Source organism: Kitasatospora sp. NPDC056783, assembly GCF_042789895.1.
GTDB lineage: Bacteria > Actinomycetota > Actinomycetes > Streptomycetales > Streptomycetaceae > Kitasatospora.
Window position 1 is genome coordinate 26,893 of the sequence record NZ_JBHUAF010000030.1, and the last position, 11,859, is coordinate 38,751.

At 71.7% G+C, this 11,859-nt stretch carries 9 protein-coding genes; 5 read left to right on the top strand and 4 right to left on the bottom strand.

Translation table 11 applies throughout. The features are described 5' to 3' along the window. Nucleotides 1-64: 64 nt before the first annotated feature. Both ACFRMQ_RS07465 and ACFRMQ_RS07470 read right to left on the bottom strand, forming a co-directional pair. The gene (locus ACFRMQ_RS07465) at nt 65-805 is read right to left on the bottom strand and encodes an ABC transporter ATP-binding protein (RefSeq protein WP_380727963.1); all 741 of its coding nucleotides are present in this window, start codon (nt 803-805) and stop codon (nt 65-67) included. 92 nt (nt 806-897) lie between these two features. After that, nucleotides 898-2,214, bottom strand: a complete 1,317-nt coding sequence (locus tag ACFRMQ_RS07470; RefSeq protein ID WP_380727965.1) for a substrate-binding domain-containing protein — start codon at nt 2,212-2,214, stop codon at nt 898-900. A 494-nt stretch (nt 2,215-2,708) separates the two neighbouring features. Here ACFRMQ_RS07470 and ACFRMQ_RS07475 point away from each other — a divergent pair, with 494 nt between their 5' ends. From ACFRMQ_RS07475 to ACFRMQ_RS07490, 4 genes are all read left to right on the top strand, one after another. Beyond that, nucleotides 2,709-3,470 carry a CoA transferase subunit A gene (locus ACFRMQ_RS07475; protein ID WP_380727967.1) on the top strand — a complete coding sequence of 254 codons (762 nt, stop codon included), beginning with the start codon at nt 2,709-2,711 and terminating at the stop codon, nt 3,468-3,470. A 5-nt stretch (nt 3,471-3,475) separates the two neighbouring features. Next, complete coding sequence (locus ACFRMQ_RS07480) at nt 3,476-4,174, top strand: 3-oxoacid CoA-transferase subunit B (RefSeq protein ID WP_380727969.1); 699 nt, start codon at nt 3,476-3,478, stop codon at nt 4,172-4,174. Nucleotides 4,175-4,544: 370 nt separating this feature from the next. Beyond that, the gene (locus ACFRMQ_RS07485; RefSeq protein WP_380727971.1) at nt 4,545-6,698 is read left to right on the top strand and encodes a glycosyltransferase family 2 protein; all 2,154 of its coding nucleotides are present in this window, start codon (nt 4,545-4,547) and stop codon (nt 6,696-6,698) included. Between the two features lie 161 nt (nt 6,699-6,859). Beyond that, nucleotides 6,860-8,791, top strand: a complete 1,932-nt coding sequence (locus ACFRMQ_RS07490; protein ID WP_380727973.1) for a galactose oxidase-like domain-containing protein — start codon at nt 6,860-6,862, stop codon at nt 8,789-8,791. Nucleotides 8,792-8,933: 142 nt separating this feature from the next. Here ACFRMQ_RS07490 and ACFRMQ_RS07495 read toward each other — a convergent pair whose 3' ends face one another. Both ACFRMQ_RS07495 and ACFRMQ_RS07500 read right to left on the bottom strand, forming a co-directional pair. Then, nucleotides 8,934-10,010, bottom strand: coding sequence for a glycoside hydrolase family 6 protein (locus ACFRMQ_RS07495; RefSeq protein WP_380727975.1), 1,077 nt, complete (start codon nt 10,008-10,010; stop codon nt 8,934-8,936). 227 nt (nt 10,011-10,237) lie between these two features. After that, a complete protein-coding gene (locus ACFRMQ_RS07500; RefSeq protein ID WP_380727983.1) occupies nt 10,238-10,957 on the bottom strand; it encodes a uracil-DNA glycosylase in 720 nt (239 codons plus the stop codon). A gap of 451 nt (nt 10,958-11,408) precedes the next feature. On the opposite strand from ACFRMQ_RS07500, the gene ACFRMQ_RS07505 reads away from it, so the two are divergent. Beyond that, on the top strand, nt 11,409-11,852 hold the full coding sequence (locus ACFRMQ_RS07505; RefSeq protein WP_380727977.1) for a hypothetical protein: 444 nt from the start codon (nt 11,409-11,411) through the stop codon (nt 11,850-11,852). Nucleotides 11,853-11,859 lie beyond the last annotated feature (7 nt).

Sequence of the window (11,859 nt, forward strand, 5' to 3'; positions counted from 1 at the left end):
GACAGCAGTGAGGAGGACGGGTGCGCCGTAGCGGAAGGGCGCTGAGCGGAGAACGGAGAGGAGGTCACAACGCCTCACCCAGGTAGGCCTGTTGCACGGTCGGATCGGCCATCACGGCCTCGGGGGTGTCCAGGGCGAGCAGGGTGCCGTGGTGCATCACCGCGAGCCGGTCGGCCAGGCCGAGCAGGACGTCCATGTGGTGCTCGACCATCAGGACGGTCCGGCCCAGGTCACGGTGTACGGAGCGGATCAGCTCGGTGAGGGCGGGTACCTCTTCCGCGCTGACACCGGCCATCGGCTCGTCCAAGAGGATCAGCCGGGGTTCGGAGACCAGCAGGACGGCCAGCTCCAGCTTGCGCTTCTCCCCGTGCGAGAGCGCGCTGGCCAGGGTGTCCGCGCGGTGGCCGAGGTCGGTGCGTTCCAGGGTGTCGGCCAACTGCTTCTCGTAGCGGTCGGCGCGGCGCCAGAGCCGGTACGAGGCGCCCGGACCGGCCGCCGCCTGGGCGGCCAGGCGGACGTGGTCGGCGACGGTCATCCCCGGCCAGAGGGAGGACGTCTGGAAGGTGCGGCCGAGCCCACGGCGGGCCCTGGCGTGCACCGCCTCGGCGGTGATGTCCGCGCCATCGAGGTGGAGGCTGCCATGGGTCGCGGGGTAGATGCCCGAGATCAGATTGAAGAGGGAGGTCTTGCCGGCCCCGTTGGGCCCGATGAAGGCGATGAACTCGCCTTCGCCGACCGAGAAGGAGACGTCCTCGACGATCGGCACGCCGCGGACGGCCCAGCCGAGCCCGTCCAGGCGCAGCACCGGAGAGGAGGACGTGGCGGACGACGAGGACGAGCCTGTGGTGGGTGCCGAAGAAGCGGAAGGGATGGGGGTGGTACGGGCCGACACCGGGATCAGCCCGCCATCGGGGTGACCGGGGGCGCCGCCTCGTCCGCGGTCAGGGTCTTCTCCACCGAGGGCTTGGCGGCGGCGCCGGTGCCGGTCAGCCTGACCTGGAACATCGGCTGGAGCAGGGCGTGGTCCTCGGCACGGACCGTGGTCTTCCCCTTCACCCCGTCGAAGCTCCATCCCTCCAGGGCCTTGACCAGGGCCGAGGTGTCGTCGGCGGAGCCGTGGTTGGACTCGACGGCGTGCACGATCATCTGGGCGGCGGTGAAGCCGTCCGGGGTGAAGATGTCGGTCTTCCCCCCGGCGGCGGTGACGGCGTCGGTCATGGCCTTCTCCACCGGGGTGCCGGCGGCGCCGTCGAAGTAGTGGTTCAGGAATGAGATCTTCTCGCCGGCCGGACCGAACAGCGGGTAGGAGGCGGCCAGGTCGAGTCCGGTGACGACCTTGGTGTCGGCGAAGACGTCCTGCTGGTTGAGCGCCGTCCACAGGGCCGAGGCGGTGTCACCGGCCCAGGCGACGAACAGCAGGTCGGGCTTGCCGGTCTTGGCCTGGGTGGCGAAGGGGGTCAGGTCGGTGGCGCTCGGCGGGGCGAGCACCTGGTCGACCGTCGCACCCTCGGCGCCGAGCACCGCCTTCACGGCGGCCACGTTGGCCTGCCCGAAGGCGTTGTCCTGAGCGAGCACGGTGACCTTCTTGCCCTTGGCGTCACCGACGAACGAGGCCGCGGTCTTGATGTCCTGGTAGGACTGGCGGCCGGAACGGAAGGTGTACTTGTTCAGACCGGTGGCCTTGTCCGCGGCGGCCGGGCCGCTGATGAAGAGCACCTTGTTCTGGGCGGCGATCGGGCCGACCTGGAGGGCCACACCGGAGGCGGTGGAGCCGGCCAGTACCTTGTAGCCCTTGCCGATCAGGTCCTTGGCGGCGGACACCGCCTTGGCCGGGTCGCCCGCGTCGTCCTGCTCCTCGAACTCGACCTTGTGTCCGTCGACCGCGCCGGTGCCCTTGGTCGCGTAGGCCAGGCCGGCCTTGAAGCCCTCCAGGTACTGCTTGCCGTAGGCGGCCAGCGGTCCGGTCTTGGAGTACACCAGGCCGACCTTGATCGGACCCTTCGACCCACCGTCCGCCGCGGTCGTCCCCGCCGTGCCGGCCTTGGCGCAGCCCGAGGCAAGCAGGACGCAGGCCGCGAGGGCGGCGAGCTTCCGGCCCGGGCGGCCGGTCAGCGAGCCGCCGGTCAGGGAGTCACCGGCCGAGGAGTCACCGGGCAGGGAGTCGCCCAGGCGGGCACCGGAGGCGGTCCTGGAAGGGGCTGTCGAGCTGCGCATGGTGACCGGCTCCTGAGGGTGCGGCGGGGTGGATGCGGGAACCGTAGGTGTGCGGTGCGAACGGCGACATGTGCCCGGTCGACGCATCAAGCCCTTGGGATGTGGCCCTGGCCGACATACCGTCGAGCCGCCTCCGCCCCACGGACACCCCGATGTGGCCTGCCCACATGACTTCGTGTCCACCCATGGGCCTGGCCGCCATGGCTGTGGCGCCCCGCACCCGGTGACGGTGGAGGGGCGCGGAGCCCGTCCAGCGGCAGCCATCCCAGCGGCGCGCCCGGCCCGGTCCGGTCCGGGTACGGATCCCAGCCCGCTCCTGGCCGGTCATCGGCTCCGCGCGCCTTCCCGAGCCCGTCGGCCGCCCCTCCCCGCCACCCATCACCCGCCACCCATCGTTCCGCCCCGCCCCGTCCCTGCCTCGGCCACCCGAGAGCACCCGAGCACCCGCCGACCCCCACCCCCTCCTCCCTCCCACTCCCTCACGAGGTGATCCCTTGGACAAGGTCCTGGACTCCCCCGCCGACGCCGTCGGGGACATCCCCGACGGCGCGGTGCTGGCCGTCGGCGGCTTCGGCCTCTGCGGCATCCCGAGCACGTTGATCGGCGCCCTGGTGGACTCCGGTGCCGCCGGGCTGCGCGTGGTCTCGAACAACTGCGGGGTGGACGACTGGGGGCTGGGCCTGCTGCTCAGGGCGGGCCGGATCGCCCGGATGACCTCCTCGTACGTCGGGGAGAACAAGGAGTTCGCCCGGCAGTACCTCTCCGGCGAACTGGAGGTGGAGCTGACCCCGCAGGGCACGCTGGCCGAGCGACTGCGGGCGGGCGGCGCCGGCATCCCGGCGTTCTTCACCCCGGCCGGGGTCGGCACCCAGGTCGAGGAGGGCGGGCTGCCCTGGCGCTACGCGGCGGACGGCTCGGTGGCACTGGCTTCCCCGCCCAAGGAGGTCCGGGAGTTCGGCGGCCGTCGCTACCTCATGGAGGAGGCGATCACAGCGGACTTCGCCCTGGTCCGGGCCGAGGTCGCGGACCGGCACGGCAACTGCGTGTTCCACGCCGCCGCCCGGAACTTCAACCCGCTCTGCGCGGCGGCGGGTCGGATCACCCTGGTGGAGGCGGACCGGATCGTCGAGCCGGGCGAGCTCGCTCCGGACGCCGTGCACCTGCCCGGGGTGTACGTCGACCGGGTGGTGGCCGCCGCCCCAGAGGACCGCCGCATCGAACGCCGGACCGTCCGCCCCGCACTCCAGGAGGCCTGACCCCGATGCCCACCCTCACCGCAGGCGCCCCCAGCCCCACCCCCAGCCCCAGCCCCGCCCCCACCATCTCCCTCGACCCGCGCAACGCCCTGGCCGCCCGCGCCGCCCGGGAGTTGCGCGACGGCCAGTACGTGAACCTGGGCATCGGCCTGCCGACCCTGATCCCCAACCACCTCCCGCCGGGCGTCGAGGTGGTGCTGCACTCGGAGAACGGCGTCCTCGGTGTCGGCCCGTACCCGGAGGAGGGCGCCGAGCACGCCAACCTGATCAACGCCGGGAAGGAGACGGTGACGGTAGCCCCCGGCGCCTCGTACTTCGACTCCGCCTTCTCCTTCGGCATGATCCGGGCCGGGCGGATCGACGTCTCGGTGCTCGGCGCGATGCAGGTGTCCGCCACCGGGGACCTCGCGAACTGGATGATCCCCGGCAAGATGGTCAAGGGCATGGGCGGCGCGATGGACCTGGTGCACGGCGCCCGCCGACTGATCGTGGTGATGGAGCACACCGCCCGGGACGGCTCGCCGAAGATCGTCGACGAATTGTCACTTCCGGCTACTGGCCGGGGCGTTGTCGATCGCATCGTCACCGACCTCGCGGTGGTCGACGTGACGCCGGAGGGACTGCGCGTGGTGGAGACGGCGCCCGGCGTGGACTTCGCCGAGGTCCAGGCGGCGACCGGCGCACCCCTGCTGCCCCCGCTCTGACCGACCCGACGCCAACCGGACGGCCGGACCACCCTCGGGGCGGTCCGGCCGTTCCACCGCTCCCACAATGGCCGAAGGCCAGGGGCGAACCGAGAACCGGGCCGAATTGCCGCCATAGCATCAAGACTCGTCGGATCGTCCGGGAACCACGGCATCTTCATGCCTTGGCAGCGGTGATCCCCTGGACTGGTTGCGATCACCGGTGCGCTCAGGGAGAGTTGAGGACACCAAGGATCCCGACGTGCCCGGAGGGGAAGCTGAACAGCGCATCGGGATCCCGCGTTCGAGACCGCCGCACCGGCGCGCCGACCGGGCCGGCAGCACGCACCGGATGTGCCGGAGATCCCGGAAACCGCCTGGGGGAGCAGCCATGACCACGCCGTTCTCGCGACGAAAGGGCGCTGGGACGGCCCACGGGCGAAACGCCGGGCAACTGGACGAAGCCGCCCTGCGCGCCTTGCCCGCGCCCGAAGCCCCTTACGACTACGGCCACTTCAGCCGCCTGGCCGGCCCGGCCCACGACCCGGACGAGGACGACGACCTCGGCGCCGGTGTCTACTGGCCCGAACCGGCGCCACCAACCGCACCAGCCACACCCTCACCGCACGGACTCTCACCGTACGGGCCCTCGCCGCAGGGGCCCTCCTCGCACGTACCCTCACCGTACGGCCCCCCGCCGCACGCGCCCGCCACCCATCTCTGGCCGGCCGAGCCGCAGGAACCCCCGGCCGCCCCCTACCGCGTCCGGTACCGCAGCCTGTTGCGCCGCGAGCCGCACCGGATCCGCGCCGCCCTGTTGCTCATGGCCGCCCCTGTGGTGGAGGCGGTGCTGCTGGTCTGGCTGCTGTTGCCGGAGCACTGGCCCGAGCGGCTGGACGAGACGAACGCCCTGGTGCTCCTCGGCGACAAGGTGATGATCGGCATCATCGCGGTGGTCGAGGTGTTCCGGCTGGTCAACGTCATCTCCAACGCCCATGCCACGCTGGTCGCCCGCGACCCGATCCCGGTGACACCGGAGTCCGGCACCCGGGTCGCCTTCCTCACCACCTGCGTGCCGGGCAAGGAGCCGCCGGAGATGGTCCGGGCCACGCTCACCGCGGCCCGCGCCGTGCGGCACGAAGGCCCCTACGACGTCTGGCTGTTGGACGAGGGAAACGATCCTGCAATGCGGGCGCTCTGCACCGAGCTGGGCGTGCGCCACTTCAGCCGCGCCGGCCACGCGCACTGGAACCGCCCGAAGGGCCCGTTCCGCGCCAGGACCAAGCACGGCAACTACAACGCCTGGCTCCAGGCCCACGGCGACGACTACGAGTTCTGGGTGTCCGTGGACACCGACCACGTCCCGCTGCCTGACTTCTGCGAGCGGATGCTCGGCTACTTCCGCGATCCCGACGTGGCGTTCGTGGTCGGCCCCCAGGTGTACGGGAACTACCGCAGTTCCGGCTCGGCCGTCACCGCGTTCTCCGAGAGCCAGCAGTACCTCTTCCACGCCCTCATCCAACGCGCCGGAAACCGTTACGGCGCACCCATGTTCGTCGGCACCAACAACGCCGTCAGGATCCGGGCGCTCCAGTCGATCGGCGGGCTGTCCGACTCCATCACCGAGGACATGGCGACCGGCCTGGAGTTCCACCGCAGCCGGAACCCGGCGACCGGGGAGCGCTGGAAGTCCGTGTACACCCCGGACGTGCTCGCGGTCGGCGAGGGCCCGTCATCCTGGACCGACTTCTTCTCCCAGCAACTGCGCTGGAGCCGCGGCACCTACGAGACCCTGCTCACCCGCTACTGGCGCGTGCTGTGGCAGCTGTCCCCCGGACGGCTTCTCAACTACTCGCTGATGATGGGCTTCTACCCGATGGCGGCGCTCACCTGGCTGCTCGGCGGCCTGTCCAGCGTGCTCTACCTGGGCTTCGGCGCCTCGGGCGTCCACGTCTCCTCGGAGATCTGGATGATGCTCTACAGCGACGCCGCCGCCCTCCAACTCCTGCTCTACACCTGGAACCGCAAGCACAACGTGAGCCCGCACGAACCGGCCGGTTCCTCCGGGGTCGCCGGCATGGTGATGTCGGCGCTCTGCGGTCCGGTCTACGCGGCCTCGCTGCTCCAGGCACTCGTCCGCCGCCGCAGCCGCTTCGTGGTCACCCCGAAGGGCCGCGCGGCCAGCACCGACCGCCTCGGCACCTTCCGCTTCCACCTGTTCTGGACGCTGGTGTTCGGCGGCGCGATCGCCGCCTCCTACGTCACCGGCTACGACCACGTCGCGATGCGCACCTGGGCCTGGATCGCCCTGGGGCTCACGCTCCTGCCGGTCCTGATCACGGCCGGCGACGCCGTCCGCCGCCACCGTAGCCGCCCCACCGCCACGCTCACCGTCACCGGCGGCCCGGCCTCGGCCCCGAACGTCCTGCTGGAGAAGCGCCGCCCGCGCCACGCCCGCCACGCCCGCGACTCGCGCGCCCCACGGCCCGAACAGCCACCCCTGCCCGCCTCCGATCACGCGGACAGCGGCATGCCGACCCGCTGACCGGCCCCACCCACCGACCAGCCATGCCCCCGTACAGAGCCACCCGCCGAACAGAGCCACCCCGCACTGAGCCACCCCGCACTGAGCCACCCGCCCAGCGCCACTTCGAACAGAGCCGCCCGCCGAACAGCCCCGACCGCCTCCCGAGGGGAGCCACCACCGTGAAGATCCACAAGGCCGGCCGCGCCAAGCGCCTCGCCCTCGGCAGCACCGTCGCGCTGACCGTGGCCGGGATGAACGCGCCGGCCGTCCTCGGCTTCGCCTCCGATCAGTACCACAGCTACGTGATCAACCGCCCCGAGTACAAGGCGCAGTACGGCCACTGGCAGACCCTGTCGCTGCCCGCCGAGTTCCGGGTCAACGCCGTGCACGCGACCCTGCTGCGCACCGGCAAGGTGCTGATCGTGGCCGGCTCCGGCAACGACCAGAAGCAGTTCGACGCGGGCACCTTCAAGAGCCTGCTCTGGGATCCGGCCCAAAACTCCTACAAGCTGATCCCCACCCCGGCCGACATGTTCTGCGGCGGTCACACCTCGCTGCCGGACGGTCGCGTCCTGGTGGCCGGCGGCACCCAGCGGTACGAGAAGCTGGCCGGCGCCGTGAAGAAGGCCGCCGGCACCATGCGGGTGCGCAACGAGAGTCCGGAGCGCGACCGGACCTTCCCGAAGGGCACCGTCTTCGTGGCCCCGAACGGCCACGAGTACGCCAGCACCGCCGCGGTGACCGTACCGGCCGCCACCAAGACCGGCTCCGGCAAGCAGACCGTGGTCGCCGCCGGCGAGCAGCACGTGTACGTGGAGGCGGTCGGCACGGGCCCGGACTACGCCACCGACGTCCCCGCCCAGTACCGGATCAAGGGCCTGAGCGGCACCGACGCCCACAACCTGTACGGGCAGAACGAGAAGCTGACCCTTGACAAGCAGGAGTACCAGGGCATCCGCTCCGCCTTCGAGTTCAACCCGGACACCGAACTGTACGAGCCGGTCACCGACATGGCCCACGCCCGCTGGTACCCGACGCTGACCGGGCTGGGCGACGGCCGGGTGGTCACCGTCTCGGGGCTGGACGACACCGGGGAGATCCTCAACGGCAACGACAACGAGATCTACGACCCGACGACCAAGTCCTGGTCCAAGGGCCCCGACCACTACTTCCCGACCTACCCGGCGGTCTTCCTGACCGCGTCCGGCAAGCTCTTCTACTCCGGTTCCAACGGCGGCTACGGCCCCGCCGACAAGGGCCGCGAGCCCGGAGTGTGGGACGTGTCGACCGGCGCCTTCCAGCCCGTCACCGGCCTGCGCGACCCCGGACTGACCGAGACCTCCTCCTCGGTGCTGCTGCCGCCCGCGCAGGCGCAGAAGGTGATGGTGCTCGGCGGCGGTGGCGTCGGCGAGTCGCCGCTGTCCACCGCCCGCACCGACATCGCGGACCTCGCCGCCGCCCAGCCCGCCTTCACCCCGGGCCCGGACCTGCCGGCCGGCGGCACCCGCTACCTCAACAGCGTGGTCCTCCCGGACGACACCGTCTTCACCACCGGCGGCTCCAGCGGCTACCGCGGCCGGGGCGAGAGCGACCTGCTCAAGGCGCAGGTGTACCACCCGGACTCCAACAGCTTCAGCACCGCCGCCGAGCCGGCCGTCGGGCGCGACTACCACTCGGAGGCACTGCTGCTGCCGGACGGGCGGGTCGCCGTCCTGGGTTCCAACCCGCTCTTCGCGGACAAGGCCGAGACCCAGCCGGGCGGTTTCGAGCAGCGCATCGAGATCTACACCCCGCCGTACCTGTACCACGGCGACCGCCCCGAGGTCGGCGCCGCTCCACAGGCGGCCCGGCTCGGCGGCACCATGAGTGTCGGCGCCTCACGGCCGGAGGCGGTCGCCACCGCCAAGCTGATCCGGCCGAGTTCGGTCACCCACGTGACGGACGTCGAACAGCGCTCGGTGGCCCTGGACATCACCGGCCGGACGGCGGACGGCGTCGCGCTCACCCTGCCCGGCAATCCCAACCTGCTGCCGCCCGGCTGGTACATGCTGTTCCTGACCGACTCGGCCGGCACTCCGTCGGTCGCCCGCTGGGTCCAGGTCACCGCCTAGGAGTCCAGGCCCCCGCCCAGCGGGCCGGGCCACCACCCAGGACACGTGGCCACCACCCAGGAAGCGGGGTCACCGCCCAGAAGCCGAGCCGAAGGAACCGGCCCCACCCCCCAGGAGGCCGGAACCGACGGCGCGGCCGCCCTCAGCGCGCCGCCTGCGCCAGCCCGAGCGCGTACGGCAGCCAGAACGCGCCCGCCCGCGGTTCGCCCCGCCCGCAGTCGCCGTCCGACTCCCCCGGGTTCTTGATCCACAGATAGGCGTCCACCGCGGGCCGGCCGGTCCCGGTGGTCGGCCGCTCTCCGAGCGCGCGCCCGGGAGGGTTGCACCAGGCGTCGCCGCCCAGCGCGCCGTTGCCACTGCGGCTGGTGTCGATCACGAAGTGCTTCCCGTCCAGGGCCGCGGAGAGCCTGGCACCGTACGCCGCGTTCCGCTCGGTGTCGTAGAAGTTGGCGACGTTCAGGGCGAAGCCGTCCGCCGCCGCGATTCCCGACCTGCGCAGGGCGGCGGCCAGTTCCTCCGGGTCCTGCGCCCAGCCGGGATTGCCGGCGTCCAGGTAGACCCGGGCGTTCGGGTTCTTCTTCAACTCCTGGACGGCGAAGGCCAGCAGGCCGTACCGCTCGGTGGCCAGGTCGCCCTTGATCCCGCAGTCGTCCAGGGTGTGGGCGACGGCGTCCGGCTCCAGCACCACCCAGGCCCTGCGGTCGCCGAGGGCCTGCGCGACGCCGGTGATCCAGGACCGGTAGGCGGCCGCGTCGGGGGCGCCGCCGGCCGAGTACTGGCCGCAGTCGCGGTGCGGGATGTCGTAGGCGACGAACACGGCCGTCCGGCCCGCTGCGGTGGCCCGCCGGCTCACCTGCTCGGCGATCTCCCGGGCGCCCTGCTCGCCGAGCCACTGCGAGGAGGGCTGGGCGGCGATCCGCAGCAGCGTCTCGGCCTCCGCCGTACGGCCCTGACCGCGCAACGCGGTCACCTGCCGGGCGGCGTTGGTCTGGTCGGAGACGTAGAGGTCCTGCCCGGGGAGCTGGGCGAACCCTCCGGCCTGGCCCGCACCCGCGCTCTCCGCCGCCCCCGGTCCTGACCCTGCCCCTGGCCCCGCCCCTGCGGCGGTGCCCGGCTTCCCGCCGTCCGGACCACCGCAGCCGGACACGACGGCCATCACCCCGGCGAGCAGCACCCCCGCCGCCCACCGCAACGCCCCTGCCCGCCCCAGCCCGCGCACGTACCGCCCCTCCCCCGGACCGGCCGGTCGGCCCGATCCGCACCAGCTAAGCACACCCCGCGCCGACCGTCGGCCACCGGCGGTGAACGCCAAGTGGCCGTGGGCGAACGGGACATCGAACCCGTCCGGCCCACGGCCACCGGCACTCGGAAGTGACTCAGGAGTGCTCACGAGCGCGCGGAAGTCCGCAGGGGCACCGGAAGGGCGCGGGAGCACTGAAGCGAGGCTCACGCCTCCTTGAGGTTCGGCACCTGCCAGTCGATCGCCTCCGCGCCGAAGGAGTCCAGCGCTGTGTTGATCTGCGAGAACGGACGGCTGCCGAAGAACAGCTTGGCCGACAGCGGCGACGGGTGCGCCCCCTGCACCACCACGTGCTTGGCGGTGTCGATCAGCGGCAGCTTCTTCTTCGCGTAGTTGCCCCAGAGCACGAAGACCACCGGCTCCTCGCGGTCGCTCACCGCCTTGATCACCGCGTCGGTGAACTTCTCCCAGCCCTTCGCCTTGTGCGAGTTGGCCTCGTGCGCGCGGACCGTGAGCACCGCGTTCAGCAGCAGCACGCCCTGCTCGGCCCAGTGCATCAGGTAGCCGTTGTCCGGGGCCGGGATGCCCAGGTCGGCGTCCAGTTCCTTGAAGATGTTGCGCAGCGACGGCGGCGTCTTGGTGCCCGGCAGCACCGAGAAACTCATGCCGTGCGCCTGACCGTTGTCGTGGTACGGGTCCTGGCCGAGCACGAGCACCCGGACCTTGTCGTACGGGGTGGCCTCCAGCGCGGCGAACTCCTGGCCGCTCGGCGGGAACACCTCGTGCTCAGCGCGCTGGGCCGCCACGAAGGCCGCCAGTTCGGCGAAGTAGGGCTTCTCCGTCTCGGCGCCCAGCACCGCGCGCCAGGACTCGGGCAGCTCCAGCCCGCCGCCCGCACCGGCCCCGACCACGCCCGCCTCGACCATGTCCGTCACGACATCTACCTCCAACACCGCGGCTGCTGCGCCGCACGCCCTCTATCACCCCGAACGCTACACAGCCCCACTGACAACACACTCCCCCGGAGCGGACTCCGGCCCCCGTCGACCACCGCCCCCGTCGACCACCGCCCCCGCCGCACGGGTCGACCACCGCCCCGGAGCGGGCACCGACCGCACCATCGCCTCGCGCGCCACCGGCGGATCGGGTTCGCCGACGAAGTGCACGCCGTGCCCGGAAAGCGAAAGGCCGCACACCGCGTACGCACTGCTGACGACTTGTCATGCGCAGCATCTCGCGGCCGGGATTTGAAGAGTCCTTGGGTGTGTCATGACCCACACCTGACGATCGTTTAACTGTGTTCGTACAAGGCTAGTTTGATCGTGCCGGCCACCAACAGGAGTGGCGGTTGAGACAGCAGGGGGTAACGTGAAGTCCATGAGCAAGACCGCCAAGGTGCTCATCACCGGCGCTGTGGCGGCGGCGTCCGTCATCGGTCTGGCCGGATCCGCTTCGGCGAACGTGACGAGCGCCCTGTACCGCGGCCAGTCCCTCAACATCGGCGACTCGATCGTGGGCACCACCGGCACCAGCACGTGGTTCGAGCTGACGCTCCAGTCGGACGGCAACCTCGTCGAGTACCGCTGGGACGGCGACCCGACCTCCGGCCCCCAGAGCCGCAAGGTGTGCTGGGCGGCGAACACCAAGGGGTCCGGCGCTCACCACGCGACGTTCCAGCAGGACGGCAACTTCGTCCTCTACACCTCCGGCGGTTTCGCGGTGTGGTCGTCCAACACCGCGGGCAAGGCGGGTTCGACCGTCGACATCAGCTCGAACGGCTCCGTGTACGTCGGCGTCACGCAGAAGACCAGCGGGTGCTGATCGAGCT